At 66.1% G+C, this 24,483-nt stretch carries 27 protein-coding genes; 17 read left to right on the plus strand and 10 right to left on the minus strand.

The annotated features are described in order from the left end of the window. The first annotated feature begins 32 nt into the window (after positions 1-32). Together DSM104443_RS20085 and DSM104443_RS20090 are read left to right on the plus strand one after the other, a co-directional pair. Positions 33-2,168, plus strand: a complete 2,136-nt coding sequence (locus DSM104443_RS20085) for a choice-of-anchor U domain-containing protein (protein WP_171095498.1) — start codon at positions 33-35, stop codon at positions 2,166-2,168. Positions 2,169-2,197: 29 nt separating this feature from the next. After that, positions 2,198-2,785 (plus strand): hypothetical protein, encoded by a 588-nt coding sequence (locus tag DSM104443_RS20090; protein ID WP_171095500.1) that lies wholly within the window; start codon positions 2,198-2,200, stop codon positions 2,783-2,785. A 44-nt stretch (positions 2,786-2,829) separates the two neighbouring features. Here DSM104443_RS20090 and DSM104443_RS20095 read toward each other — a convergent pair whose 3' ends face one another. After that, a complete protein-coding gene (locus DSM104443_RS20095) occupies positions 2,830-3,729 on the minus strand; it encodes an alpha/beta fold hydrolase (protein ID WP_212756816.1) in 900 nt (299 codons plus the stop codon). 98 nt (positions 3,730-3,827) lie between these two features. Here DSM104443_RS20095 and DSM104443_RS20100 point away from each other — a divergent pair, with 98 nt between their 5' ends. Together DSM104443_RS20100 and DSM104443_RS20105 are read left to right on the plus strand one after the other, a co-directional pair. After that, positions 3,828-4,727 (plus strand): LysR family transcriptional regulator, encoded by a 900-nt coding sequence (locus DSM104443_RS20100; protein ID WP_171095504.1) that lies wholly within the window; start codon positions 3,828-3,830, stop codon positions 4,725-4,727. Between the two features lie 58 nt (positions 4,728-4,785). After that, a complete protein-coding gene (locus DSM104443_RS20105; protein ID WP_171095506.1) occupies positions 4,786-6,306 on the plus strand; it encodes an alpha/beta hydrolase domain-containing protein in 1,521 nt (506 codons plus the stop codon). Positions 6,307-6,316: 10 nt separating this feature from the next. Here the strand turns inward: DSM104443_RS20105 and DSM104443_RS20110 are convergent, their stop codons facing one another. Then, positions 6,317-6,757 (minus strand): OsmC family protein, encoded by a 441-nt coding sequence (locus DSM104443_RS20110; RefSeq protein ID WP_171095508.1) that lies wholly within the window; start codon positions 6,755-6,757, stop codon positions 6,317-6,319. 120 nt (positions 6,758-6,877) lie between these two features. On the opposite strand from DSM104443_RS20110, the gene DSM104443_RS20115 reads away from it, so the two are divergent. Continuing rightward, the gene (locus tag DSM104443_RS20115) at positions 6,878-7,864 is read left to right on the plus strand and encodes a tripartite tricarboxylate transporter substrate binding protein (protein WP_171095510.1); all 987 of its coding nucleotides are present in this window, start codon (positions 6,878-6,880) and stop codon (positions 7,862-7,864) included. Continuing rightward, on the plus strand, positions 7,861-9,111 hold the full coding sequence (locus DSM104443_RS20120; RefSeq protein WP_171095512.1) for an NAD(P)/FAD-dependent oxidoreductase: 1,251 nt from the start codon (positions 7,861-7,863) through the stop codon (positions 9,109-9,111). The genes DSM104443_RS20115 and DSM104443_RS20120 overlap by 4 nt, the downstream gene beginning before the upstream one ends. Positions 9,112-9,117: 6 nt before the next feature. On the opposite strand, the gene DSM104443_RS20125 is transcribed toward DSM104443_RS20120, so the two are convergent. Continuing rightward, positions 9,118-9,504 (minus strand): hypothetical protein, encoded by a 387-nt coding sequence (locus tag DSM104443_RS20125; protein WP_171095515.1) that lies wholly within the window; start codon positions 9,502-9,504, stop codon positions 9,118-9,120. A 129-nt stretch (positions 9,505-9,633) separates the two neighbouring features. On the opposite strand from DSM104443_RS20125, the gene DSM104443_RS20130 reads away from it, so the two are divergent. Continuing rightward, entirely contained in the window at positions 9,634-12,669 is a 3,036-nt protein-coding gene (locus DSM104443_RS20130) for a sensor histidine kinase (RefSeq protein WP_171095517.1), read from the plus strand. Then, on the plus strand, positions 12,666-13,295 hold the full coding sequence (locus tag DSM104443_RS20135) for a response regulator (RefSeq protein WP_171095519.1): 630 nt from the start codon (positions 12,666-12,668) through the stop codon (positions 13,293-13,295). Before DSM104443_RS20130 ends, DSM104443_RS20135 begins: the two co-directional genes overlap by 4 nt. On the opposite strand, the gene DSM104443_RS20140 is transcribed toward DSM104443_RS20135, so the two are convergent. The 5 genes from DSM104443_RS20140 to DSM104443_RS20160 form a co-directional block, all read right to left on the minus strand. Further along, entirely contained in the window at positions 13,282-13,626 is a 345-nt protein-coding gene (locus DSM104443_RS20140; protein ID WP_171095521.1) for a helix-turn-helix domain-containing protein, read from the minus strand. The genes DSM104443_RS20135 and DSM104443_RS20140 overlap by 14 nt on opposite strands. A gap of 130 nt (positions 13,627-13,756) precedes the next feature. After that, positions 13,757-14,191, minus strand: a complete 435-nt coding sequence (locus DSM104443_RS20145; RefSeq protein ID WP_171095524.1) for a DUF6010 family protein — start codon at positions 14,189-14,191, stop codon at positions 13,757-13,759. Beyond that, positions 14,188-15,018, minus strand: coding sequence for an alpha/beta fold hydrolase (locus DSM104443_RS20150; RefSeq protein ID WP_171095525.1), 831 nt, complete (start codon positions 15,016-15,018; stop codon positions 14,188-14,190). Before DSM104443_RS20150 ends, DSM104443_RS20145 begins: the two co-directional genes overlap by 4 nt. A 13-nt stretch (positions 15,019-15,031) precedes the next feature. Next, positions 15,032-15,742, minus strand: a complete 711-nt coding sequence (locus tag DSM104443_RS20155; RefSeq protein ID WP_212756818.1) for an alpha/beta fold hydrolase — start codon at positions 15,740-15,742, stop codon at positions 15,032-15,034. A gap of 99 nt (positions 15,743-15,841) precedes the next feature. After that, complete coding sequence (locus DSM104443_RS20160) at positions 15,842-16,105, minus strand: hypothetical protein (RefSeq protein WP_171095529.1); 264 nt, start codon at positions 16,103-16,105, stop codon at positions 15,842-15,844. 157 nt (positions 16,106-16,262) lie between these two features. Here DSM104443_RS20160 and DSM104443_RS20165 point away from each other — a divergent pair, with 157 nt between their 5' ends. The 7 genes from DSM104443_RS20165 to DSM104443_RS20195 all read left to right on the plus strand — a co-directional run bounded on the left by DSM104443_RS20165 (position 16,263) and on the right by DSM104443_RS20195 (position 20,262). Further along, positions 16,263-16,586 (plus strand): ElaB/YgaM/YqjD family protein, encoded by a 324-nt coding sequence (locus DSM104443_RS20165; RefSeq protein WP_171095531.1) that lies wholly within the window; start codon positions 16,263-16,265, stop codon positions 16,584-16,586. Position 16,587: 1 nt separating this feature from the next. After that, positions 16,588-16,950 carry a phage holin family protein gene (locus DSM104443_RS20170; RefSeq protein ID WP_171095533.1) on the plus strand — a complete coding sequence of 121 codons (363 nt, stop codon included), beginning with the start codon at positions 16,588-16,590 and terminating at the stop codon, positions 16,948-16,950. Then, positions 16,947-17,144, plus strand: a complete 198-nt coding sequence (locus DSM104443_RS20175; RefSeq protein ID WP_171095535.1) for a hypothetical protein — start codon at positions 16,947-16,949, stop codon at positions 17,142-17,144. The genes DSM104443_RS20170 and DSM104443_RS20175 overlap by 4 nt, the downstream gene beginning before the upstream one ends. 110 nt (positions 17,145-17,254) lie before the next feature. Continuing rightward, complete coding sequence (locus DSM104443_RS20180; RefSeq protein ID WP_171095537.1) at positions 17,255-18,418, plus strand: glycerophosphodiester phosphodiesterase; 1,164 nt, start codon at positions 17,255-17,257, stop codon at positions 18,416-18,418. Positions 18,419-18,511: 93 nt separating this feature from the next. Beyond that, positions 18,512-18,994, plus strand: a complete 483-nt coding sequence (locus DSM104443_RS20185; protein ID WP_171095538.1) for a GNAT family N-acetyltransferase — start codon at positions 18,512-18,514, stop codon at positions 18,992-18,994. Positions 18,995-19,024: 30 nt separating this feature from the next. Beyond that, a complete protein-coding gene (locus tag DSM104443_RS20190; protein WP_171095541.1) occupies positions 19,025-19,582 on the plus strand; it encodes a flavin reductase family protein in 558 nt (185 codons plus the stop codon). A 23-nt stretch (positions 19,583-19,605) separates the two neighbouring features. Then, on the plus strand, positions 19,606-20,262 hold the full coding sequence (locus DSM104443_RS20195) for a GNAT family N-acetyltransferase (protein WP_171095542.1): 657 nt from the start codon (positions 19,606-19,608) through the stop codon (positions 20,260-20,262). Positions 20,263-20,365: 103 nt separating this feature from the next. Here DSM104443_RS20195 and DSM104443_RS20200 read toward each other — a convergent pair whose 3' ends face one another. Together DSM104443_RS20200 and DSM104443_RS20205 are read right to left on the minus strand one after the other, a co-directional pair. Then, the gene (locus DSM104443_RS20200) at positions 20,366-21,328 is read right to left on the minus strand and encodes a Bug family tripartite tricarboxylate transporter substrate binding protein (protein WP_171095544.1); all 963 of its coding nucleotides are present in this window, start codon (positions 21,326-21,328) and stop codon (positions 20,366-20,368) included. Then, positions 21,325-22,296 carry a zinc-binding dehydrogenase gene (locus tag DSM104443_RS20205; protein WP_171095546.1) on the minus strand — a complete coding sequence of 324 codons (972 nt, stop codon included), beginning with the start codon at positions 22,294-22,296 and terminating at the stop codon, positions 21,325-21,327. Before DSM104443_RS20205 ends, DSM104443_RS20200 begins: the two co-directional genes overlap by 4 nt. Before the next feature lie 58 nt (positions 22,297-22,354). Here DSM104443_RS20205 and DSM104443_RS20210 point away from each other — a divergent pair, with 58 nt between their 5' ends. Together DSM104443_RS20210 and DSM104443_RS20215 are read left to right on the plus strand one after the other, a co-directional pair. Then, complete coding sequence (locus DSM104443_RS20210) at positions 22,355-23,317, plus strand: tripartite tricarboxylate transporter substrate-binding protein (protein ID WP_171095548.1); 963 nt, start codon at positions 22,355-22,357, stop codon at positions 23,315-23,317. 171 nt (positions 23,318-23,488) lie between these two features. After that, positions 23,489-24,481 carry an alpha/beta hydrolase family protein gene (locus DSM104443_RS20215; protein ID WP_171095550.1) on the plus strand — a complete coding sequence of 331 codons (993 nt, stop codon included), beginning with the start codon at positions 23,489-23,491 and terminating at the stop codon, positions 24,479-24,481. Positions 24,482-24,483 lie beyond the last annotated feature (2 nt).

Here is a 24,483-nt window from a genome sequence, read left to right on the forward strand (position 1 = left end):
AGAATCAAAAAACAACATCAGGGAACCGGATCTTGAATTTCAGCGCGCGCCTGGGGGCTTTTGCCCTCGCAGTTTCGTCTTGCCTCATTCCCACCGCAGCACACGCAATCTGTAACGCGAACGACCTCGCGTCCTTCCAGAACTGCGTCGCGACGATTACGCCGGGCGATACGCTCGTCCTCGGCGCGAACATCGACCTCACGGGTGTCGGCTTCGGCATGGTGAACAACGACTTCGTGCTCGCGAACGGCGCGTTCATGCTGACGGGCTCGGGGGGGATCCCGAAGGACGGCCCGGGCAACGTGACCCTCACGGGCGCGAATGGATTCGATCCGGGCACGACGCTTTCGATCAACCAGGGCACCGTCTCGATCGCCGTGCCGGGCGCCGTTCCAAGTACCGTCTCCCTCGACAATGGCGCGAAGCTGGTCGCCCTCTCCGACATGGCGTTGACGGCCGTCGTGCGCTTCGGAACGACAGGCACCAGCATCGTGGCGGCGGCCCCCGGCCGAACCCTCACGCTGGCACAGACCCTGCAAGTCGAAGACGCCAACGCGCAGCTCAACGACCCCGTCAACAACGGGACCATCCGCATCACGGCAAGCGTGTTGTTCTTCACCCCCGCGACAACCCTGGTCGTACAGTCCGGGGTCGTGGAGGGCGCGAGCGCTGTACTTCCGGCCATCACGGGGAGCGCGGCGAGCACCAGGGTCATGGCAGGGGCATTGCTCCGCTTCACGACCGCCAATGCCTCGATCCGGAACCTGGTGGGCAACGGAAACGTCGAGGAAACCTCGGGTACGACACTGCGGATCCAGGGCGGGGACTTCGGGGGCCAGATCACCGCTACCGTGCTGCAGAAGATCAGCGGGAGCGTGCTGCGCCTCAGCGGCACCAGCGGCCCCGGCCAGACCCAGATCCTGGTGGGTACCCTCGTGCTGGACGGCACGCTGACTTCCCCACTGACCGTCGCCGCCGGCGGGACGTTGCGGGGCAGCGGGACCGTCACCAGTACCGTGAACCTCTCTGCCGGAGCGATCGCGCCGGGGGCGAACACCGCGGGCGCATCTGCAACGATGTCGTTCCAGGGGGTCTCCTTCAATGGCGCGCAGTACTTCGTCGACATCCCCGGGCCCTTTGCGTATGACCGCGTGCAGTCCGGCACATCCATCACGGGAACAGGCGCAACGCTGACGCTGGGCGTGGTGGCGGCATCGTTGCCCCCGGGCACGGCCATCGCCTTGCTGACGAACGCGGGCAACGTCACGCCGCTGCCGTTCATTTTCACCGGTCTCCCCGAAGGTTCCACGCTGACGGGCGGCGGGCACACGTTCCGCATCTCGTACGTCGGCGGCGACGGAAACGACGCGACGTTGACGGTCGTGAACGCCCCCGACGCGCCGACGCTCATGAGCGCGACGCCGGGCAACGGTACCGCCACGCTGGCGTTCACGCCGAATGCGGATGGCGGCTCGGCGATCCTCGACTACACCGCGACGTGCGGCGCCGCTCCGCCGGTGACTCTCGCTGCTTCGCCGATCGTGGTAACGGGCCTCGCGAATGGCGTCGCCGTGAGCTGTACCGTCACCGCACGCAACGCCATCGGCACGAGCCCGCCTTCGAACGCGCTGATGGTCACGCCCGTGCAGCCTTCGTTCAGCGGTCCGAGCGCGACCGGCACGGGCACGATCACGGCGGTGCTGTCGGGCGGTGGTGCGGGCTGCACGTTCGCACCGACGCCTTCGTTCATCCCTGTCACCGCGGTTGCGACTCCTCCGCCTGCCGGAGTCACCTTCCCCCACGGCCTCTTCGACTTCACGCTCACGGGCTGCACACCGGGCTCCACGGCAACGCTCGCCATCACCTACCCGACGTCCGTCACTGGCATCCGCTACTGGAAGTTCGGACCCACGCCCTCCGACCCGGCGCCGCATTGGTACACGATCGCTTCGGCGGTCGCGGGCAACACGATCACGATCGCGATCGTGGATGGGGGCCTGGGCGACGACGACCTCGTAGCCAACGGCACGATCGTGGACCAGGGTGGTCCCGGGTTCGGCCCCGGCGGAGTCGCGGCCGTGCCGACATTGAGTGAGTGGCTGTTGTTGATGCTCGTGGCGTCGATGGTCGGTGTCGCGGCGGTTGGGCGGCGGCGCGCGCGCGGGTAATCTGCGGGTCTCCCCTTCGGGAAGCGCCCATGAAGATCGCCGCCTGCGTAGTCCTCGCCGCCCTGCTCGCCTCCTGTGGCGGCATTCCGCTGCGGTCCGTTCCGCAGCTCGTGTCGTTGCAGGGCAAGCTGCTGGACGCGAACCCGGCGGAATTCATGCTGGCGGTGCAAGCCGACACGCGCTTGTCACCGAAAGCCGATCAGGTCCCCGTGTTGCGACTTTCCATCAAGCCTCGCGAACCGGGGTCGTTCGAGGCGGTCGACAAGGCGCTGCCGATGCGCCTCTCGATTCTCCAGACGGGACTGGATGGATTGGAGCCCGCGCCCGCCAACCGGCGCTGGTTCCTTTACTCGTTCTCGCCCGAGTCGCAGGCCGAGCTGTCGAAATTCCAGGCCTACTTCAGGAAGATCCGCGACGAGCAGAAGGGCAAGGGCGGGGGCGGGGGCAGCGTCTCGGTTTCCATTTCGCAGGAAGGCGTCGCCGCGCGCGACCCTGCGCTCGCCGACACGCGGTGGGAGAGCTGGCTGCGGGTCTCGAGGGCGGACGGATTCTTCGAGATCTGGTCCGGCACGATCGGCGACCTGCTGGCCCAGGCCGACAAGTCCCCGAAGCAATAAAGGGGTCAGACCCCTTTATTGCCCGAAATAGGGTCTGACCCTATTTACTTGAAGAAGGCGACCAGCTTCGGGATCACCTGGCCGGGCTGCTCGTCGACGAGCCAGTGGCCGGAATCCTTGATGATCACGCCCTCGACGTTGGTGGCGACCATCTTGCCCTGCGTGACGAGGAAATCGCCGCCGGACTTCTCGCCGCCCAGCACCAACATCGGCATCGTGAGCTTCGTCTTCGCGAAGACGGCGTTGTCCTTCGCGTCCTGGTCGAAGTTGCGGAAGACTTCCATGCCCGACTTCATCGCTCCCGGCAGCGCGTACTTCTTCGCATAGAAAACGCGGTCGGCCTCGGAGACGGACTTCTTGCCGTCGGCCGCGAAGTCGTTCCAGAAGTGCTCGAAGTAGACGCGCTCACGCCCCGTGACCAACGCGAGCGGCGTCGGGCCGTAGAAGTGGAAGTGCCAGAGGTCCTTCAGCAGGAAGAGATTCGTCGTGTCACCTACGCCTGGGATGAAGGCATCCAGCAGCACGATGCGATCAACCTCCGTGGGGTATTGCGCGGCGTACGCATAGGCGACCATCAGCCCGATGTCGTGACCCGCGATGCCGGCCTTCTTGATGCCGAGCTTCTGCGCCAGTGCGTGCACATCCACCGCCATCGACTTCTTGTCGTAGCCGCTCTCGGCCTTGGTGGTGTCGCCGAAGCCGCGGAGATCGGGAGCGACGACGAGGTGCGTCTTCGCCAGCTCCTTCATCGCGGGGCGCCACATGTGGCTGTTCTGCGCGTAGCCGTGCATCAGGATGATCGGCTCGCCCTTGCCCGCGACGAGGTAATGCATCTTGATGCCGTTCACGTCGGCGAATTTGCTCTCGATCTTCACGTCCTGGGCGGCGGCGCTAAAGCTTGCAAGGGCCGCGACAGCCACCAGGAATTTCCGAAGCGCTTTCATGACTGCTCCCATAGGTTGATATACGCCCCGATTAGATCGGATCGTGCACCCGCGCATAAGGACGCGACCGCGAATCCGGCGTTCGGTATAGTCGAACAATGAAGTTCGACGGCATTGCCGCCTTCCTGGCCATCGCGGACGCGGGCTCCGTGAGCGGGGCGGCGCGAGCCCTGAATCTTTCCAAGTCCGTCGTGAGCGAGCGGCTCACCGAATTGGAGCGCTCTCTTGGTGCACACCTCGTGCAGCGCACCACGCGGAAGCTCAACCTGACCGTCGAGGGCAGCGCCTTTCTCGACCGGGCACGGCGGATCGTGCAGGAAGCGGCCGACGCCCGGGCGGAGATCGCCGATCGCCGCGGCCAGCTTGCCGGGCCGTTCCGCATCTCGGCGCCGGTGAGCTTCGGCACGCTGCACCTCGGACGTGCGCTCTATCCCTTCCTGCTCGCGAACCCGGGCATCCAGCTCTCGCTGGAGCTGGACGACCGCTTCGTGGACGTCGCCGCCGATGGGTACGACGCGGTGATCCGCCATGGCGCCGTGGCGGACGCGCGCGTGATCGCGAAGCGAGTGGCCATGAGCCGGCGGGTGCTCGTCGCGTCGCCGGCATATCTGCGCAAGCACGGAACGCCCCGCACGCTCGAGGCACTCCACGACCATGCCGGCATCCTCTACGCCAACCGGGATTCCGATTGGCGCTTCAAGGCGGGCAAGACCTCCACCGTCGTCCGCCCGAAGCGTTTCCTGCGCGTGAACAACGGGATCGCCATGCGCGACGCCGCGATCGCGGGCCTCGGCATCACCTTGCTGCCGACGTACATCTGCCGCCCCGAGCTGGATGCGAAGAAGCTGCAAGTCCTGAAGATCGGAGCCGAAGCGGACAGCGCGGAAGTGCACGTCGCGTACGCCACGACACGGGGCGCATCGGCGAAGGTGCGCGCCCTCATCGAATGCTTGAGAGCGGCGTTCGGGGATCCTCCGTACTGGGAACGCGGTATGTGACGTTCCGGGGGCAGCGTAGGATCGGGAACACATAAGAACGATATACGGAGGAGTCCCGATGACCCTGCCCGCGATTTCGCGCGCCGCAACAATCCTGTCGCTTGCCCTCGTGCCCGCCCTGGCCGGTGCGGCCATCACCGAGTTCTCCATCACGTCGAAGGAGCCGTACGGTGACTTTGCCGCGGGCAAGTTCGTGAAGATCGAGGCCGAGGCTCGCGGCGTACTGTCTCCCACCGAGAAGATCCCCGGCCTCGACAAGGCGCCGCGCAATGCAAGCGGCATGGTCGAGTACAAGACGCCGGTCACGCTGATCGTTCCCGAGAATCCCCGCGCGGGTAACGGCGCGCTGATCGTGGACGTGCCCAACCGCGGCCGCCCGATCGCGCACGGCCTCTACAACAGCCCGCGCACGCGCCCGATCCTCGTCGGTTCGCTCGACCAGGGCACCGGCTTCCTGCAGGACCGCGGCTACTCGCTCGCCGTCGTGCAATGGGAGCTCGGCGAAGGCCCGACGCTGCCGGCGTTCGAGAGCGGCAGCAAGAAGCTCTACGCGGAAGGCGTGGGCTTCGCGGCGGTTCGCGACGTCGCAATCTACCTGCGCAAGGATGGCATCGAGCGCGTCTACGGGCTCGGCTACTCACAGACCGCGCGCTTCCTGAAGAGCTTCCTCGTGAACGGGTTCAACGAGGCGGGCGGCAAGACGGCCTTCGATGCGCTGCACATCGTGAACGCGGCCGCGGGCGGCATGCCGCTACTCGATGCGGGGCCGGGGCCGACCTCGGTCGCATCCGAGACGCCGGGCCACACCAACCCCGAGCATCGCGGCGTGCACGAAGAGCCCTTCACGTACGGCGAGGTAATGAAGGTCGCGGGTCCGAAGTACACGAAGCTGCCGCTCGTGATGGTGAACCACACCTACAACGACTACATGGGCGGACGCGCGGCGCTTTCACGCACCGGCGCGAAGGGCTCGGCCGATCTCCCCATCCCCGACAACGTGCGCATGTACGACATCGCCGGCGCGCCGCACACGAACTCGCGCACGAAGAACAAGGACTGCGACGAAGGCCAGGGGCAGATCGACTGGTCGCCGGCTCTGCGCGCGCAGTTGGTGGCGCTCGACCTGTGGGTTCAGGGCAAGGCATCTCCTCCGGCCAACAAGCTGTTCGCGCTCGAAGCTCGGCCGACTGACGGGGAGGTCTTCCAGGCGCCGAAGTACCTGACGGGCTCGGTGCTGATGGTCCCGAAGCTCGATCGCGATCACAACCCGATGAGCGGCGTGGTGCTGCCGGACCTGATGGTGCCGATCGCGAGCCACGGCTACATGAACTCACCGCTCTCGGTGATGGCGTGTCGGCAAGCCGGGACATACCGGCCGTTCACGAAGGAAGTGCTCGAGGCGCGCTATCCCGGCGGCGTCAACGAGTACATGACGAAGATCCGCCTGGCCGTGCGTGACCTCGAGTCGCAGAAGCTGCTGCTCGAGGACGATGGTGCGGTGATCGTGAATGCGGCGGCGGAGAATCCGGCGTTCGCTCCGTCGCGCCCGAGGGCGCGAGGGGCACAGACAGCCCGGTAAAAACCCTCCGCTAGGCCAGCGTCGCCTTGAGAGTCACCTCGGGCACGCTGGCCAGCGCCTTCGAGAGCGGGCAGCCCTTCTTCGCGCCCTGGGCCAGCTCCTCGAACTTCTCCGGCGTGATCCCGGGCACCTTCGCGGTCAACTCCAGCGCGATGCGATCGATGGTGAACCCGTCGCCATCCTTCACGAGCCGCACGGCGGCCTTCGTATCGACGATCTCCGTCTTGAACCCCGCCTTGTCGCAAGCAAACGAGAACGCCATGGTGAAGCACGCGGCGTGCGCGGCGGCGAGGATCTCCTCCGGGTTCGTGCCCCGCCGGTCGTCCTCGAAGCGGCTGCCGAAGCCATAGGGGTATTCCTTCAGGGCGGCCGTTTGCGTGCTGATCTTGCCGACGCCGGCCTTGCCGCCGCCTTCCCAGTGAACGCTTGCCGTCTTTTCGATGCCACTCATGGTTCTTCTCCTTGGAATTGTTGAAGCCTGCCAGCTCTGACAACGGTTGCGACCCTTGGTGCCTTGCCGCGGGGCGCGTGGGCAAGGCATCCTGAGGGCGATACCCACGTCGGAGCGCCAATGTCCCTTATCCGCCATTCATTCGCCCGCCTCGCCGGAGCGGTCACGCTCGGCGTCCTTTTCCTCGCGAGCGCCGGCATTGCCCATGCCCAGTATCCCAACAAACCGATCAAGTTGATCGTGGGCTTCCCGCCGGGCGGCGGTTCCGACTCCGCGGCCCGCCTCACGGCCCAGGCCCTCTCCGACAAGCTCGGCCAACCGGTCGTCGTCGAGAACAAGCCCGGCGCCAACACCATCATCGCCACCGAGTTCGTGAAGAGCCAGCCCGCGGACGGCTACACGCTGCTCTTCGTCTCGGCGTCGTTCGCGATCAACCCCAGCCTCTACAAGCTCTCGTTCGATCCGGAGAAGGATTTCGCGCCCGTGGGCCTGGTCGCGGTCGTGCCGCTGATGCTGATCACGAACATGGAGATCCCCGCGAAGAACGTGGCGGAGCTGGTCGCGCTCGCGAAGGCGCAGCCCGGCAAGCTCACGTACGCATCCTTTGGCCAGGGGAGCGCCGCGCACCTCGCGGGTGAAATGTTCTCCGCGATGACCGGAACCGAGATGCTGCACATCCCGTTCAAGGGCAGCGGTCCCGCGATCACCGAGCTGCTGGGTGGACGCGTGACGATGATGTTCCCGGGCATTGGGTCGGCCGTGCCGCTGGTGAAGGAAGGCAAGCTTCGCGGCATCGCGGTCTCCACCTCGAAGCGCGTCGGCTACTTGCCCGACATCCCGACCGTGGCAGAGTCCGGCGTCCCCGGCTTCGATATCGGCACTTGGGAATCGATCCAGGCGCCAGCCGGCACGCCGCCCGACGTCGTGGCGAAGCTCAACGCGGCCATGAAAGACGTGCTGGCCACGCCCGTGTTGCGTGAAAAGCTGGTCGCCCTCGGCATGGAACCGGACGGCACGAAGAGTCCCGCCGAGACCGCACAGTTCATCCGCAGCGAGACGCAGAAGTTCGGCAAGCTCGTGAAGGACCGCAACATCAAGGTGGAATGATGACGTCGCAAGTCACCGTCATCGGCGGCGGCATCGTCGGCGTCTGCTCCGCCCTCTTCCTGCAGCGCCAGGGCTTCACCGTCACGCTGGTCGAGGCCGGCAACATCGGCGAGGGCACGTCCTTCGGCAACGCGGGCAACATCAGCCCGGGCGCGGTAGTCCCGTATCTCATTCCCGGCATCCTCAGCGAGGCGCCCAAGTGGCTGCTCGACGACGAGGGTCCGCTCAAGGTCCGGCCCGGATACTTCCTCAAGGTGCTGCCGTGGTTCATGGCCGCGGCGAAGGAAGCGAAGGTCGAGAACGCACTGAAGACTTCCCGCGCCATGCGCGACCTCCACCGCGGCACGTTCGACGCATACGCGGAACTCACGCGCGGCACGGAAGCCGATGCGCTCATCGACCGCTGCGGCCAGCTCTACGTCTCCGAGCGCGAGAACTACGCGCAAGGCTCGCAGCTCGCGCAGTTCATGCGCGAAGCGGCCGGCATCAAGGCCATCCCCATCAGCGGCGCCGAGGTCCTCGAGGCCGAACCCACGCTGGCCCCCATATATGGGAGTGGCCTCCTGCTGCCCGACAACGGCCGCGTGAAGAACCCGCACCAGCTCACGACGATCCTCGCGAAGGAAGCCGAGAAGAACGGCGCCACGATCGTGCGCGGCAAGGTCGTCTCGATCCTCACCAACGGAATGCACGTGCAGGCGATCTCGGTGAACGACACCACGATGCCGGTTGAGCGTCTCGTGATCGCGGCGGGCGTCGGTTCGCGCAAGCTTGCAGCCGCACTGGGCATCGAGGTGCCGCTCGAAGCCGAGCGCGGTTATCACATCACCGTCGTCGATTCGAACGTGATGCCGAAGGTCACCGTCACCAATCGCGACCTCTCGTTCGCTTGCGCGCCGATGAACATGGGGCTACGGGTGGCGGGTACGGCGGAGTTCGGAGGCGTCGATTCGGAACCGGACTGGTCACGCACCGAGCTGCTCAAGCGCCAGGCCCTGAAGATGTTCCCCGCCTTGAAGCTCGGGAACGTCACGCGTTGGGCCGGCGATCGCCCCTCCTTCCCGGATGGCCTGCCCGCATTGGGACAAGCACCGGGCTACGACAACGCGTACTTCGCCTTCGGCAACGGCCACTTCGGGATCACCGGCGGCCCCGTCATGGGCAAGTACATCGCGGAGATCGTCGCGGGGAAGAAGCCCGGCATCGACGTGACGCCTTTCCGGCCCTCGCGCTTCACGGTGAAGTAAGAGCCGTCACCGGTTCGAATCCTCACCGGAGCGGAAGATGACCTGCCTTCGTCCGAAGAGCCGCGCGTCCACGGAGTAGCCGCCCGGTCCGAGCAGCGCGAGCGCAAGCGCGGTGATCACCGAACAGACGTAAACCACCTCGAGGTCTCCGCCCGACGCGCGCCACGCGATGAGCTCGAGCACGACGCACAAGAGCGAAGCGACGGGCGTGAGCACTCCCACCGCCAGCGAGATCACCGCCACCCACGCAAGCAGCAGCACGACCGGCGACGCCTCGCGGCTCGCCAACGGAGCGATCACGCCGGCCAGCACCATGAGGCCCAGCGCCGCTCGCATCAGCAGGAGCGCGTAGCCCGGCCGCCCCGTGGGAAACATGGAGAAAAGTCTTTGCATCCATGGCATCGTAGGCATCGATGTTGGGGGGAAGTACCCGAATTCCGGGGATGCCCCGCTCATGCTTTCGAGTGATTTGATCCTCCACGCCTTGCGTTAGATTTCCTTCTCCCACGGCGAAAGACATCGATGGCCGGCACCGGACGACTGGCGGCAGCGTTGATTCTCCTGGCCTGGTGCACGGCAGCTTCCGCGCTGAGCCTCGACAGCAAGCTCCGCGATCTCCGCCTCACCACGTGGAGTCCCAGGGACGGCGTTCCCACCGGGATCTCGACACTCGTGCAGGCCAGCGACGGATACCTCTGGATTGCCAGCACCAACGGCCTGCACCGGTTCGACGGCTTGCGCTTCGAGCCGGTCGAGATTCCACGCGACGATCGCCTGTCGTCGATCGCCATCTTCGAACTTTTCGCTCCCTCCTCGGGCGGTGTGTGGATCGGCTTCTCCTTCGGCGGCGCGGCCTTCCTGAAGGACGGCCAGGCGACGATCTACACGGAACGCGAGGGCCTCCCGCCGGGCTCCGTGATGTCGTTCACCGAAGATCACGACGGGAGAATCTGGATGGGAGGCACCGGCGGCGTCGCGCGCCTCGAAGGCTCGCGTTGGCTAAGGCTCGGCCCGGAAAGCGGCCATCCGAATGAGCTGACGGATCCCGTGATGGTCGACAGCGCGGGAACGCTCTGGAGCGCAACCCGCAAGTCGGTTCGTTTCCTGCCCAAGGGCGAGACGATGTTTCGCGAGGTTGGCGCGCCCGGTGACCACGAGACCGGAGCGGCAGGGACAACGGCCCTGTTCGAGTCGCGGTCCGGCGCGGTCTGGTGGGGCAACGGTGCTGTGGTCCGCAAGGTCTTCCAGAACGACACCCCTCGCCAACGGACCCGGTCGCCGCAACGCTCCCTCCTGTTCGATCGGGACGGCGCGGTTTGGGTCACCTCGGAGAAGGGCGAAGTGCGGCGGAACACGCGCCCGGAAGGGCTGGACCCGCGATCGGCGAATCGAGTCGAGTCGTGGGATTCCATCAAGCCCGCCGTCGCGTTCAATATCTTCGAAGATAGCGAAGGCAACGTGTGGGTTGCATCGGAGCGCGGCCTGCTTCGCTTCTCGGAGCGCACCGTCGCCGCGGTCGTGCCCCCGCCACCTGTGCTGGAGGCTGGCTACGCTCCGATCAACGCAGCCATCGTCGCCGCGGATCGAGGAGCCTTGTGGGTCGGAGGATGGATGTTCCCGTCGTTCAAGGTCCAGGACCGTCCGGAGCTTCTTCCCGCGAACGTGGGCTCGGTGTCCTGCGCGATTCGTCTCGACGATGGCTCCGTCCTGCTGGGAGGCCCCAACGGGTTCGTGCGCTTTGCGCCGGGACGCGTAGACCGCATGAAGCGGCCGGAGGGCACGGGCGACTGGGATGTGCAGGCGATGGCCAAGGACCGCGCCGGGGCGCTCTGGGTTTCGATCGTGCGCAACGGCGTGTTCCGGCTGAAGGACGGAGCCTGGAAGGCCTACGGTGGCATCGCGTCGTTGCCGGAGCTGACCGCGATTTCGATGGCGACGGATGCCGAGGGGCGCGTGTGGTTCGGCTACACGGAAGGCCGCGTGGCCGTGGTCGAGGGCGACCGCGCCCGTGTGTTCGCCGGGAAGGATCGGCTTCCCATCGGCAACGTCACGGCCATCCACGCCAGGCGCGGGCGGGTCTGGGCCGGCGGCGATGTCGGACTGGCGCTCTTCGACGGCACGCGTTTCCGGGCGATGAGCTCCGAGGTGGAGGGCGCGTTCAGGAACATCACCGGCATCATCGAAACGGCCGACGGTGACCTGTGGCTCAACGCCGCGCCTGGAATCATCCACATCACGTCCGCTGAGCTGCGCCTAGCGGCTACCGAGCCCGCACATCGCATCCGGGGCGAGATCTTCGATGCGGCCGACGGCGTGCAAGGCACCAGCGCCAGGATTCGTCCGCTGCCGAGCGCGGTCGAGGGCACCGATGGCCGGCTCTGGTTCGCTACGGGGGTGGACATCTATTCCCTCGATCCCACTCGCATCCATCGCAACCTGGTTCCTCCGCAAGTCTCGATCCAGGCTCTTGTTGCCGACGGCAAGTCCTATGCGCTTACGGAGAAGGCGACATTGCCCGCGAACCCCGCCTCGATCCGCATCGACTACGTCGGCATCAGCCTCACGATGGCCGAGAAGGTTCGCTACCGCTACAAGCTCGAAGGCGTCGACAAGGATTGGCAGGACGTGCGCGGCCGCCAGCAGGCGTTCTACACGAACCTCGCTCCGGGCCTGCATCGCTTCCACGTCATGGCCTCCAACAATGACGGTGTGTGGAACGAGACGGGCGGAACGCTGGAGTTCCGGATCCCGCCGACGTTCTTCCAGACCGGATGGTTCATCGCGCTGTGCGTGGCGGCATCCGGGCTCGCCCTGTGGGCCGTGATCCGGTTCCGGGTCCGGCAGGTGGCAAGGCAGATGCGCACCCGCTTCAACGAGCGCATGGCGGAGCGCGAGCGCATCGCGCGCGAGCTGCACGACACGTTGCTGCAGGGAACACAGGGCCTCGTCTACAGCGTGCAAGCGGCGGCCAACCATCTCCCTCGCGAGGAACCCGTTCGCGCGATGCTCGAGAAGACCATCGAGCGCGCCACGGCCGCCGTGAGCGAGGGCCGTGACCGCATCCAGGACCTGCGCGTTCCCGCGGATGCGGGCCGCGACCTTGGCGATGCGCTGGCCGCGGTGGGCCAGGAGCTGGCCCGGGGACTGGAGATCGACTTTCGCACGCTCGTCGAGGGTGCACCGCGCCCCCTGGGAGCGGCGACAAGGCAGGAGGCCTACCAGATCGGACGCGAGGCGCTGCTCAACGCATTTCGCCACGCCCGCGCCGCGTCGATCGAAGTCCAGCTCATCTATGAAGAAGAAGGGCTGCGCGTGCGCGTTCGGGACGATGGCGTTGGCGTAAACCTCGACGCAGCCCAATCCGCCGGCCATTGGGGCATGCGCGGAATGCGCGAGCGAGCACAGAAGCTGGGCGCGCAGCTCGACGTCTGGAGCCGCGAGGGGGCCGGCACCGGCACGGAGATCGCCCTGCGCGTGCCCGCCGCCGCCGCATACGTCCGCCGCGCTCCACGCTCGGCGTGGCAATCGATTCGCGACCTCCTGGGAGCCCAACGATGACCGACACCGCGCCCATACGCATCCTCGTCGTCGACGACCATCCGCTCCTGCGCGAGGGATTGGCCGCCGTGATCGACAGCGTGCCCGGCATGAAGATCGTTGCGCAGGCAAGCGACGGACACGAAGCGCTCGCTCGCTTCCGCGAGCACCGGCCGGACGTGACCCTGATGGACCTGCAGATGCCGGGCATGGACGGCATCGCCGCCGCCGCGGCCATCCGCGCCGAGTGGCCCAATGCCCGCATCGTGATGCTGACCACGTACCAGGGCGATGCCCAGGCGCTGCGTGCGCTGAAGGCCGGTGCGATCGGTTACCTGCTGAAGAGCATGCCGCACGAGGATCTCGTGGAGGGCATTCGCTCCGCGCACGCCGGCCAGCGCTATATCCCGCGGGAGATCGCCGCCGAGCTCGCGGCCCACGTCGCCGACGACACCCTTTCGCCCCGCGAAGTCGACGTGCTCAAGCGTGTGGCCGCCGGCGGCTCCAACAAGACCATCGCCGCGCAGCTCTCGCTCTCCGAAGACACCGTCAAGTCGCATGTGAAGAACATCATGGGCAAGCTCTCCGCGAGCGACCGGACGCACGCCGTCACCATCGCGCTCAAGCGCGGCATCATCGACATGTGAGCGGTTGGTACTTCCCCGGCGTGAAGCCGGTGTGGCGGCGGAAGGAGCGCGTGAAGTGGCTCTGGTCGTAGAACCCGAGCTCCGCCGCCACGCTCGCCAGCGTCGTCTCCCGTCCCTCCAGCGCGAGCCGCGCGAGCTCGATGCGCCGGCGCAGCACGAAGGCCATCGGGCTGTGGCCCGTGCTCCGGCGAAACATCCTCACGAAGTGGAACTTGCTGACGCAGGCGATGCTCGCCAGCGTGCCGAGGTTCAAGTTCTCGCCGATGTTGTCTTCGATGTGCGCCATCACGCGTTCCATCGCGCGTGGCTTGAGTCCGCTTGAAGTGTGCATTCGAGTTTCCTTTCGCAGGATGGCAATGAGGTGATGCCATCCTGCGAGCGCGACACGCGACGCATAAGACCGGAAAGCTCGAACTTGTTGTCCTTCGATAGTGTGAGTCACGAGTCCTACCCCAGCGTGGCTAGATGAGGCCGTGGCTGCGCCAGATGACGAGCAGGCCCGTGCCGACGATCACGTCGATCACCACGCACCACGGCACGTACCAGCGAGGAATGGCGACCAGCGGCAGGTGCGCGCGGTTGTGGTGCGCCAGGTCCCAGCAGGCATGTGCGAAGTACGCGAGAGGCAAGACGACCGGCCAGTAGAGCAGCCCCAACAACCCGGCCGTCGCGAAGAGTCCGGTGATGTTGAACTCGACCATCTGGTCACGAGGCGACCCGTTCATCACCGCGAAGCCGAAGTAGATTCCGGCGATGAGCGCGATGAGGATCGCCGCGAACGCCAGCGAAGCCTGGGGTGGCAGGAACGCATGCGGCAGCAGTGAACCGATGCCGACGGCCACGCCCGTGAGGATCGGGCGCTTCGAGAAGGCCGAATCGTGCGAGTGGGTGCTCATGGTTGGCTCCTCGCGAACGCCAGCAGGTCGGCGTTGAGATCCTTCTTGCTGGTGTCGCCCAGGCTGTGCGTACCGCCCCTGTAGATCTTCAGCTCGGCTTTCTTCACGAGCTTCGCCGAGAGGATCGCCGACGCACGGAAGGGCACGATCTGGTCGTCATCGCCGTGGATGATCAGCGTGGGAACGTCGATCTTCTTCAGGTCCTCGGTGAAGTCGGTCTCCGAGAACGCTTTGATGCAGTCGTAGCCGTTCTTGTGGCCGCACATCATGCCCTGCAGCCACCACGACTGGATGAGCCCCTCCGAGACCTTCGCGCCGGGCCGGTTGAAGCCGAAGAACGGTCCGCTCGCGACGTCGAGGAAGAACTGCGCGCGATCCTCGAGGTACGCCCTGCGGAAGCCGTCGAAGACCTCGATCGGCAGGCCGCCCGGGTTGGAAGGCGTCTTCAACATGATCGGAGGTACCGCGCCCATGAGCACGACCTTGGCGACACGCTGCGTGCCGTGGCGGCCGATGAAGCGCGCGACCTCGCCGCCGCCCGTGGAGTGGCCGACCATGATCGCGTCGCGCAGGTCGAGCGCCGCGAAAAGCTCGGCGAGATCGTCCGCGTACGTGTCCATGTCGTTGCCGTTCCACGGCTGGCTCGACCGGCCGTGGCCGCGCCGGTCGTGCGCGATGCACCGATAGCCATTCGAGGCGAGGAAGAACATCTGCGCTTCCCACGCATCGGAGGAAAGCGGCCAGCCGTGGCTGAAGACCACCGGCTGCCCCTTGCCCCAGTCCTTGTAGTAGATCCGCGTGCCGTCCCGGGTGGTGATCGTGCTCATGGGGCCCCTCCGCTCAGCGGGCCGACGCGGCAGCTTCGCCGATCAGCTTCGCGACCTGGTCCGGGTGCGAGACCATCACCACGTGCGATGCGCCTTTCACGTTCACGGTCTTGCGCGCACCCGCACGCTCGGCCATGTAGCTGATGGCCGCCGCGGGGATGTTGTTGTCGAGCTCTCCGTAGATGAACCAGGACGGAACCGACTTCCATGCGGCGTCCCCGGACGCTTCGTTGAGCGCGGCCTCGGTGACGGGACGCTGCGCAGCCGCCATGCGGGTCGTCTGGACCGCGGGCACGTCGGCGGCGAACTGCGCGCGGAACTTGTCCTGCTGGATGTAGAGATCCTTGCCCCCGTCGGGCAACGTGACCGGCGGCGCCAGCGTCGGCCCCAGCGTGCCCCCGGGAAACTTGCCGGAGAGATAGACCGCGGTCTCGCCCTTGTCGGGCGCAAAGCCCGCGACATAGACCAGCGCCTTCACGTTCGCGTTGCCGTTGACGGCGTTGGTGATGACCGTCCCGCCGTACGAGTGGCCCACCAGCACGATCGGGCCTTCGATGCTGTCGAGGACGCTGGCCACGTAGGCCGCGTCGCCCTTCACGCTTCGAAGCGGATTCGCGGCGGCGATGACAGGGTAGCCCTGGGCGCGCAACTTGGTGACGACGCCGTCCCAGCTCGAGGAGTCGGCGAACGCGCCATGGACGAGGACGATGCTGGGCTTGCTCATGCTTTTCTCCTTGGCTTTGACAGGCGGGGGAAACGTGACCATCAGTGCGACCAGGAACGACACGGACACGTGTGCGGTGCGTAGGGAGTCCATGGTCGTTCAGCCCCCGCTCATGCGCGTGAGCTCGGCCATGAAGAGCTCGAACTGCTTCTGGTTGATCTTCCCTTTCTTCTCCGTGTCGACCTTGTCGAACGCCTTCTCCATCATCTTCTGCATCTCGGCCTTCGAGATCGTGGCGCTCTCCTTCTTCGCGGCCGCCTTCACGAACACGTTGGCGTTCTCGTGGCCATCCGCGAACGCGTGCGGCGCGGCGAAGGAAAGGGTGGTGGCGGCCAGCGCGGCCTTCAGCATCGGGTATTTCATGTGTGTTCCTTTCGTTGGTGGGCACCGTCGGGGTCGAGGTGTGACGCCAATCTATTCGCGGAGCGCTCGTCGGAATTGCATTCGCTTGCTCAATAGGCAGGCGTTGACGACGGCGCGGAATATACTGGGTCCCTGCCAACCTTCATTGGGGAACACCATGACCCAGGAAAACGACCTCGCCGCGGCACGCCAGCGGCTTCTCGAGGATTTCGGCAAGATCGTCACCGACACCGAGACGCTGCTGCGCTCGCTCGCGAACGTGAGCGGCGAAAAGGCCGCCGAGATGCGTAATACGGTGGGCGCCAACCTGGAAGCCGCGAAGGGCCGTCTTCGCGAGTTGCAGGGCGACGCGATGGACAAGGCCACGGGCGCCGCCCGCGAGGCGGATGCCTACGTGAAAGGCAATCCGTGGACCGCGGTGGGTGTCGCGGCCGCGGCGGGTGTCATCATCGGCATCATGATCGCGTCCAATCGCCGCTAGCATGCGCGAAGCGGGTACCGCCCTCCTCGGCCTGATCGGCACACGTGTCGAGCTCCTCGGGCTCGAGCTGCGCGAGGAGGCGCTGCACCTCCAGCGCATGCTCGTGCTCGGCGTCGTGGCGGCGTTCCTGATGGGCGGGGCGCTCGTGCTCTTCGGCATCCTCATCGCCGCGGCGTTCTGGGACACCTATCGCCTGCTTGCACTGGGTGGCGTCGTTGTTCTCTATGGAGCGGGCGGCGGCCTGGCGCTCATGCGGCTGCGCTCGGCGGTCTACAACCGCGCGCCGCCTTTCGACGCGACGGTGCGCGAGCTCGAAGCCGACCTGAAGGCGCTGCGCGAAGTCACTGGAGATCCGACCCCATGAACGAGGGAGAAGACCTCCAGGTTCGCAAGGACCTCCTGATCGCGCAGTCGGCGCTCTATCGCGCACAGCTCCGCTACGAGGTCGTCACGTTCCGCGACAAGCTCTCGGTCGGGGCGGGCTGGCTGACGCGCGGTCTCACGATGTTCTCGGTCGTCCGAAGCATCGTCTCGATACTTTCCTCGTTCCGCAAGTAAGTCTCGCGGGCTGGCCGGTCGCGCCACAGCGACAGTGCCACGTAAGCTTCATCGCTCCGTCACGGCCGTAGAGCACGATCCGCGCTCCACCACCGCACACGGAGCGCTTCATGAAACTCGGAATCATCGCTGCCGCGATCTTCGCGGCCGCCAGCGCGGTCATGTCCCCGCTCGCAGCAGCGGACCACAAGGACGGCAAGGCAGCGCCGCTCGTCATCGGCCACCGCGGTGCCCCCGGATATCTCCCGGATCACACGCTCGAAGGCTATGCGCTCGCGATCGAGCTGGGCGCGGACTTCATCGAGCCCGACCTCGTCGCCACGAAGGATGGCTTCCTCATCGCGCGCCACGAGCCGAACCTCGTCGACACCACGAACGTGAGCCAGTTGCCGCAGTTCGCCAACCGCAAGCGCACGGTGATGATCGACGGCTTCCCGCAGGAAGGCTGGTTCGCGAGTGACTTCACGCTGGCGGAGGTGAAGCAGTACATCCGCGCCAAGCAGCCGCTCGCGGATCGTGACCAACGCTTCAACGGCAAGTTTGCGATCCCGACGTTCGACGAAGTGATCGCGCTCGCCAAGCGTAAGTCCGACGACGTGGGCCGCACGATCGGCGTGTACCCGGAGACGAAGCATCCGACGTACCACCAGTCGATCGGCCTGGCGCTCGAAGACCGTCTCCTGGCCGCGCTCTCGCGTGCAGGCTGGAACCGCCGTGATGCGCCGGTATTCATCCAGTCGTTCGAGACCGCGAACCTGCGCTACCTCAACCGCAAGACGTCCGTACGGCTGATCCAGCTCATCGACGCAAACGACATCAACGCCGACGGCTCGCTCGACTTCACGGCGCCCTACGATCGTCCGTACGACTGGACCGTCGCCGGCCGCACCGGGCTCTTCAAGGATCTCGTCACGCCCGCGGGCCTCGCCGAGGTGAAGACGTACGCCGACGGCATCGGCCCCTGGAAGCCGTACATCCAGAGCTGGACGTCCGCCGCGCTGCTGCCGCCCACCAACGTGGTCGCCGATGCGCACAAGGCTGGCCTGCTCGTGGTTCCGTACACGTTCCGCAATGAAGCGTCGCGCATGCCACCCCCGTTCGGCGGCGTGCCGGTTCGCGAGTACATCCGCTTCTACGAGCTGGGCGTGGACGGTGTCTTCAGCGATTTCGTCGACACGGCGTTCGCCGCGCGCGCGATGTTCCTGCTCGCGACGGATTCCAACTACGACGAGTGCCTAACCGCGACGCGCAAGTGCGATCGCGATTTCGACTGAGCCCTTGATTGCGGCGCCGGCGCCGCAGGCATGGCTATACATGCCGCGGAGCCGGCGCTGGCGAGCCGGGTAGCAAGCCGCTACTCTGGACGCATGCGCATCACCCTCGAGCCCCTCACCCGCGGGCATGCACCCGAGATGTTCACGGTGCTGGCCGATCCCTCTATCTACCGCTACATCGATGAAGCGGCGCCCGTCTCGCTCGAAGCGCTGGCGACGCGCTACGCACGCCTGGAGGAAGGGAAGTCGGCGGATGGCAGCGAGCTGTGGTTGAACTGGATCGTTCGCGAGGTCGGGACCGGCAAGGCCATCGGCTTCGTGCAGGCGACCGTCTCCGGACGGCAAGCGTGGATCGCGTACGTGATCGCGCCCTCGTCGCAGGGCAAGGGTTTCGGCCGGGAAGCGACCGAGGCGATGATGCGGATCCTGCGCGAGCGCCACGGAACAACGCGTTTCCTCGCCAACGTCGACAGCCGCAATGATGCTTCGATCCACCTGGCGCGTTCGCTCGGATTCATCCACGTGACCGGCGCGGAGGTCGGCGACCAGCGCTACGAGCTGCGTGACCCCGCCTGAACCCACCGCGGTTTCGGAGGTCCCACTCCCATGCGCACCTATCGAAAACGCGAAGTCGATCCTGGCGACATTCGCCGACTGCTCGAGCCCGGGCCGGTCATCCTCGTTTCCACCGCGTGGAAAGGCGTGCCCAACGTGATGACGATGGGCTGGCACATGATGATGGGCGACGGCCCCGTCCTCGTCGGCACGTACATCTGGGACCAGGACTACACGCGCGACATCGTCACGAAGACGAAGGAGTGCGTGATCAACATCCCGACGGTGGAGCTGCTCGAGACAGCGATTCGCATCGGCAACAGCACGGGCGCGGAGATCGACAAGTTCGAGGCATTCGGTCTCACGGCGGGCAAGGCGTCGAAAGTGAAGGCCCCGTTGATCCGCGAGTGCTATGCGAGCTTCGAGTGCAAGCTCTTCGACAAGACGCTCGCCCGGAAGCGCTCGCTCTTCATCTGGAAAGTGGTGAAGGGCCACGTCGCGGCGTCGCCCAAGTATCCTAGGACGTTCCACTATCGCGGGGATGGCGTCTTCATGCTCTCCGGCACGAATGTCAGCCGGCGGCGCCTCTTCGATCCGGGGATGCTCTAGGAAATTTGGAAACGCTGTCGAACATGATCTGGCGGGCCTTCGCGGGCTCGCAGAAGCGCCTCACTGCCGGTACGGAGCGCGCGCGGCGCTTTGCTGCCGGCTATTCGCCGCTGCTCGCGTTCGCTGAACCGTCTTCCGCCGATTTCGCCGGGATCGCTCCCTACTGCGAGGCCGGCGAGCGCTTCTACTGCGGCGAGTGGACCGGTGCGGAGCCTGCCGGTTGGAAGATCGAGCTCGACACGACGATGTGCCCGATGCTCTGGACGGGCTCGCTTCCTCCCTCCGACGAGACGCTGCACGTGGTTCGGCTTCGCGCCGAGCACGTTCCGCAGGCGATGGAGCTCACCGCCCTCACGCGGCCCGGTCCTTTTGGAGAAAGGACGATCGAGCTCGGCGAGTGGTACGGCGTATTCGAGGATGAGCTGCTCGTCGCGATGGCGGGCGAGAGGCTGCAGGACGGAACGCTGCGGGAGATCAGCGGCATCTGTACGCGCCCCGAGTTCCAGGGCCGCGGACTCGCAAGACGCATGACGGAGCTCATGGTCCGCCGCCTGCTCGCACGCGGCGAGACGCCCTTCCTGCACGTGGCAGCCAAGAACACCCGCGCCGTGGAGCTCTACAAGAAGATGGGCTTCGTCGTGACTCGCGAAGTGCCGATGCGGATCGTCGTCAGAAATTAGGGTCGAATAAAGGGGTCAGACCACTTTATTCGTCTCGGTTCAACCCGGCGAGGGCCGGGAGACGAGGCGAATAAAGTGGTCTGACCCCTTTATTCGACCCTGCTTAGTCGGCGGTGGCGCCGGATTCCTTGGCGAGCTTGACCCAGAACTTGGCGTCCTCGACGAGGAACGAGGCAAACTCTTCGGGCGACTTCGAGAGCGCGACCTCGGTGCCTTCACGGGCGAGCGTGGCTTTCACTTCCGGCGTGCGGCCCGCCTGGACCGTGGCGTCGTAGAGCTTCTTCACGATCTCGGGCGGCGTGCCGGCGGGAACGAAGAGCCCGTACCAGAAGGCAATCGCGTAGTCGGGCAGGCCCGCTTCCTTCGTGCCCGGGATGTCAGGCATGAGCGAGGAGCGCTCGCGGTCGGTGATGGCCAACGCCTTCAAGCGGCCGGCCTTCACCATGCCGAGCACCGACGGCGGCGTGGCGAACGAGACCTGCGTGTCGCCCGAGATCACCGAGACGATCGCGGGCGAGCCGCCCTTGAACGGCACGTGCACCATCTCGACCTTCGCGATCTGGCTGAAGTACGCGGCACCGAAGTGCGGCGCCGAGCCCACGCCCGAGGTCGCGTAGTTCAGCTTGCCGGGGTTCTTCTTCGCCTGGTCGACCAAGTCCTTCAGCGAGTTGATGCCGATCGAGGGATTGGCGACGACGATCAGCGGCGAAGTGGAGATCTTCGTGATGGGCGCGAGGTCGCTCGCCTTGTACGTGAGCTTGGCGTTCAGCGCCGGGTTCACCGAGATCGAAGCCGGGCTCGCGATCAGCACCGAGTAGCCATCGGGCGGCGACTTGGCGACGTTGTCGGCCGCGATCGACGAGCCCGCGCCCGCGCGGTTCTCGATCACGATCGGCTGCCCGAGGATGCGGGTCAATTGATCCGCATACGCACGGGCGACCGTATCCGCAGCGCCACCGGGCGCGAAGCCGACGACAAGGCGGATCGCTTTCGAGGGATAGGCTTGGGCCGCCGCGTCCAGCGACGCAACGAGGGTGGCAGCGACAAAGAAGGCGCGCAGGATCATATCTTCAGGACGATCTTTCCGAGGTGCTGGTTGGCTTCCATGTGCGCCTTCGCCTCTTCGAGCTTGTCGAACGGGTAGACGCTGTCCACGAGCGGCTTGATGCGCCCGGCGGCGATGTGCGGCATGAAGTCGCGCACGAACGCGGGCACGCCGGCCGCGCGCTGCTCGGGCGTGCGCATCTTGTTCGAGACGCCGAAGAGCGTGAGGCGCTTCGCATGCAGCGCCTGGATGTCGATCTTCGCCGAGAGCTGGTTGTCCACGTAGCCCACGGTCGCGAGCCGCCCCTCGAACGCCATCGAGCGAATGCACTCCTCGAACACGGAACCGCCGACGGTGTTCACGACGAGGTTCACGCCCTTGCCGCCCGTGGCCTCGAGTACCGCCGTGGAGAAATCGCCTTTGCGTGTGTGGAGACCGATGTCGAGACCGACTTCATCGAGGCGATCCAGCTTCGCGCGCGAGCCCGACGTGCCGATCACCTTGGCGCCCATCGCCTTCGCCGCCTGCAGCGACGCGACACCCACACCGGAACTGACACCCGTGACAAGCAGCCACTCGCCGGCCTTGAGCTTCCCCTGCTGCACGAGCATGTCGTGCACGACGAGGAACGTGAGCGGAATGGCCGAGGCGTCGATGAACGAGAGGTTGGGCGGCATCATGATCGCCTCCCGCACGTCCGCCGCGGTGTATTCGGAGAATGTTCCCGGCCCGCGCAGCATCACGCGGTCGCCCGGTTTGAATGTCGTGACCGCCGAGCCGACCTTCTCGACCACGCCCGCGCCTTCCATGCCGATGGGCTTGTTGCTGCCCGGCTTGGTGAGGCCGTGGCCGAGGATGAACTCGCCGCGATTCAGGCTCGCCGCGTGGAGCTTCACGAGGAGCTGGGTGGGTCCGGGCTCGGGGACGGGGACTTCCTTGAGCTCGATGACGGCGGTGTCCGCCGTGGCCTGCATGGAATAGGACTTCATGGGAGCCAGAATACCTTGGGAGTACGATCTTGCCAGCCAACCGGAGGAGATAAACGCCATGAACAAGATCGGCAGGGTGCTCTCGCTCGTCCTCGTGCTTTTCAGCGGCCTCGCCGCCGCGCAGTACCCCACCCGCAACATCACGCTGCTCGTCCCCTTCCCGCCCGGCGGATCCACCGATGCCGTGGCGCGGATCATGGCCGAACGGATGCGCGTGACGCTGGGGCAGACCGTCGTCGTGGAGAACGTCGGCGGCGCGGGTGGCTCGATCGCGGTGGGACGACTCGCCCGCTCGGCGCCCGATGGCTACACGATCGATATCGGCCAGTGGGACACGCACGTCGCGAATGCCGTCGTGTTCCCCGGGACCTACGACCTGCAGAAGGATTTCGAGCCGATCGGGCTGCTGTCGATCAATCCGCAGCTTCTGCTCGGCCGGAAAGGCCTTCCCGCAGATGACCTCAAGAGCCTCGTCGCCTGGATGAAGGCCAATCCCGGCAAGGCGACGCTCGCGAACCAGAACGCCGCCGCGCAGACCACGGGTGTGCTGCTTCAGCAGTTGACCGGGGCCACGATGCTCTTCGTGCCGTACAAGGGTGCGGGACCGGCGATGCAGGACATCCTCGGGGGCAACATCGACCTCCTCGTGGTGCAGGCCGCCGCGGCGCTGCCCCAGGTGCGCGCGGGGACGATCAAAGCGTATGCAAATATGTCGCCGGCGCGTTCCGACGTCGTGCCCGGCATTCCCACCGCGGACGAAGCGGGCGTGAAAGGCCTTTACGTCTCCGGCTGGTTCGGCTTCTTCGCGCCGAAGGGAACACCGAAGGACGTGATCGCGAAGCTCAATGCGGCGATGACGGCTGCACTGGCGGAGCCCTCGGTGAAGGCGCGCTTCGCCGATCTCGGCCTCGACATGGCGACCAGGGAACAGCAGACGCCCGAAGGTCTCGCCGCGTTCCACAAGGCAGAGATGGACAAGTGGGTGCCCATCATCAAGGCCGCCGGCATCAAGGCTGAGTAAGGACGAATAAAGGGGTCAGACCCCTTTATTCATGCCTTACCGAATAAAGGGGTCAGACCCCTTTATTCATGCCTTACCGAATAAAGGGGTCTGACCCCTTTATTCGTCCACACAAATTCATACACTCGAGTGTTTTGAGTGGATGAAGCTGCATGCTAGAAAGGACGGGCCATGAGACCGCTCGTCCCTGCCATTGCCTTTGCCGCGCTGTGCGCCACGGCCGTACTGCTGATCGACAACGGCGAGGCGTTCGCAGCCGACGGATACGATCCGCTCGCCATATCTTCCAGGGCGAAGGTCCGAACGGTCGATCTCGCCGTGCCGGGCGAGAAACGCCAGGTGCCCCTGCGAGTTTTCCTCCCCGCGGGAACAGCTCCGGCGCCGGTCGTGCTCTTCAGCCACGGCCTCGGCGGCTCGCGCGAGGGCAACGCATTCATGGGCGAGCACTGGGCGAAGCGCGGTTACGTCGCCGTATTCCTCCAGCACCCCGGCAGCGATGCGTCCGTGTGGCAGGGCGTGCCGCCGGCGGAGCGCATGAAGGCGATGCGCAATGCGGCGACCTTCAACAACCTCCTGCTGCGCGAGAAGGACGTGCGCGCCACGCTCGACCAGCTCGAGCGTTGGAACACCGACACCGCATCGCCGTTGCGTGGCCGCCTCGACCTCGCGCACGTCGGCATGTCGGGCCATTCGTTCGGGGCGATCACGACGCAGGCGGTGTCGGGCCAATCCATGTCGCTCGGCAGGGGTCCGGACGCTCGTATCAAAGCAGCGGTCATGTTCAGCCCCAGCGGTCCACGGCGGGGCGACGCAAAGCGCTCGTTCGGCGCCGTCGGCATTCCATGGATGTTGATGACGGGCACGTTGGACACGGCGCCCATTGGCTTCATCGACCTCGCATCGCGCCTCGAAGTCTTCCCCGCGCTTCCGCCCGGCAGCAAGTACGAGGTGGTGCTGAACCTCGCCGAGCATTCCGCCTTCACGGACCGCGCACTCCCCGGCGATCGCGAGACGCGCAACCCCAACCATCACCGCGCGATCCTCGCCCTCAGCACCGCGTTCTGGGATGCGTACTTGCGCGACGACGCAAATGCGCGTGAGTGGCTCGACGGATCCGAGGCAAAGTCGGTGCTCGAGCCCGCGGACCAGTGGCAGAAAAAGTAGCT

Origin of the sequence: Usitatibacter rugosus, assembly GCF_013003965.1 — a bacterium.
Taxonomy (GTDB): domain Bacteria; phylum Pseudomonadota; class Gammaproteobacteria; order Burkholderiales; family Usitatibacteraceae; genus Usitatibacter; species Usitatibacter rugosus.

Coding starts and splice junctions, on each gene's coding strand:
- DSM104443_RS20090 (WP_171095500.1), top strand. CDS start 2,198: ATGAAGATCGCCGCCTGCGTAGTCCTCGCCGCCCTGCTCGCCTCCTGT.
- DSM104443_RS20095 (WP_212756816.1), bottom strand. CDS start 3,729: ATGAAAGCGCTTCGGAAATTCCTGGTGGCTGTCGCGGCCCTTGCAAGC.
- DSM104443_RS20100 (WP_171095504.1), top strand. CDS start 3,828: ATGAAGTTCGACGGCATTGCCGCCTTCCTGGCCATCGCGGACGCGGGC.
- DSM104443_RS20105 (WP_171095506.1), top strand. CDS start 4,786: ATGACCCTGCCCGCGATTTCGCGCGCCGCAACAATCCTGTCGCTTGCC.
- DSM104443_RS20110 (WP_171095508.1), bottom strand. CDS start 6,757: ATGAGTGGCATCGAAAAGACGGCAAGCGTTCACTGGGAAGGCGGCGGC.
- DSM104443_RS20115 (WP_171095510.1), top strand. CDS start 6,878: ATGTCCCTTATCCGCCATTCATTCGCCCGCCTCGCCGGAGCGGTCACG.
- DSM104443_RS20120 (WP_171095512.1), top strand. CDS start 7,861: ATGATGACGTCGCAAGTCACCGTCATCGGCGGCGGCATCGTCGGCGTC.
- DSM104443_RS20125 (WP_171095515.1), bottom strand. CDS start 9,504: ATGCAAAGACTTTTCTCCATGTTTCCCACGGGGCGGCCGGGCTACGCG.
- DSM104443_RS20130 (WP_171095517.1), top strand. CDS start 9,634: ATGGCCGGCACCGGACGACTGGCGGCAGCGTTGATTCTCCTGGCCTGG.
- DSM104443_RS20135 (WP_171095519.1), top strand. CDS start 12,666: ATGACCGACACCGCGCCCATACGCATCCTCGTCGTCGACGACCATCCG.
- DSM104443_RS20140 (WP_171095521.1), bottom strand. CDS start 13,626: ATGCACACTTCAAGCGGACTCAAGCCACGCGCGATGGAACGCGTGATG.
- DSM104443_RS20145 (WP_171095524.1), bottom strand. CDS start 14,191: ATGAGCACCCACTCGCACGATTCGGCCTTCTCGAAGCGCCCGATCCTC.
- DSM104443_RS20150 (WP_171095525.1), bottom strand. CDS start 15,018: ATGAGCACGATCACCACCCGGGACGGCACGCGGATCTACTACAAGGAC.
- DSM104443_RS20155 (WP_212756818.1), bottom strand. CDS start 15,742: ATGAGCAAGCCCAGCATCGTCCTCGTCCATGGCGCGTTCGCCGACTCC.
- DSM104443_RS20160 (WP_171095529.1), bottom strand. CDS start 16,105: ATGAAATACCCGATGCTGAAGGCCGCGCTGGCCGCCACCACCCTTTCC.
- DSM104443_RS20165 (WP_171095531.1), top strand. CDS start 16,263: ATGACCCAGGAAAACGACCTCGCCGCGGCACGCCAGCGGCTTCTCGAG.
- DSM104443_RS20170 (WP_171095533.1), top strand. CDS start 16,588: ATGCGCGAAGCGGGTACCGCCCTCCTCGGCCTGATCGGCACACGTGTC.
- DSM104443_RS20175 (WP_171095535.1), top strand. CDS start 16,947: ATGAACGAGGGAGAAGACCTCCAGGTTCGCAAGGACCTCCTGATCGCG.
- DSM104443_RS20180 (WP_171095537.1), top strand. CDS start 17,255: ATGAAACTCGGAATCATCGCTGCCGCGATCTTCGCGGCCGCCAGCGCG.
- DSM104443_RS20185 (WP_171095538.1), top strand. CDS start 18,512: ATGCGCATCACCCTCGAGCCCCTCACCCGCGGGCATGCACCCGAGATG.
- DSM104443_RS20190 (WP_171095541.1), top strand. CDS start 19,025: ATGCGCACCTATCGAAAACGCGAAGTCGATCCTGGCGACATTCGCCGA.
- DSM104443_RS20195 (WP_171095542.1), top strand. CDS start 19,606: ATGATCTGGCGGGCCTTCGCGGGCTCGCAGAAGCGCCTCACTGCCGGT.
- DSM104443_RS20200 (WP_171095544.1), bottom strand. CDS start 21,328: ATGATCCTGCGCGCCTTCTTTGTCGCTGCCACCCTCGTTGCGTCGCTG.
- DSM104443_RS20205 (WP_171095546.1), bottom strand. CDS start 22,296: ATGAAGTCCTATTCCATGCAGGCCACGGCGGACACCGCCGTCATCGAG.
- DSM104443_RS20210 (WP_171095548.1), top strand. CDS start 22,355: ATGAACAAGATCGGCAGGGTGCTCTCGCTCGTCCTCGTGCTTTTCAGC.
- DSM104443_RS20215 (WP_171095550.1), top strand. CDS start 23,489: ATGAGACCGCTCGTCCCTGCCATTGCCTTTGCCGCGCTGTGCGCCACG.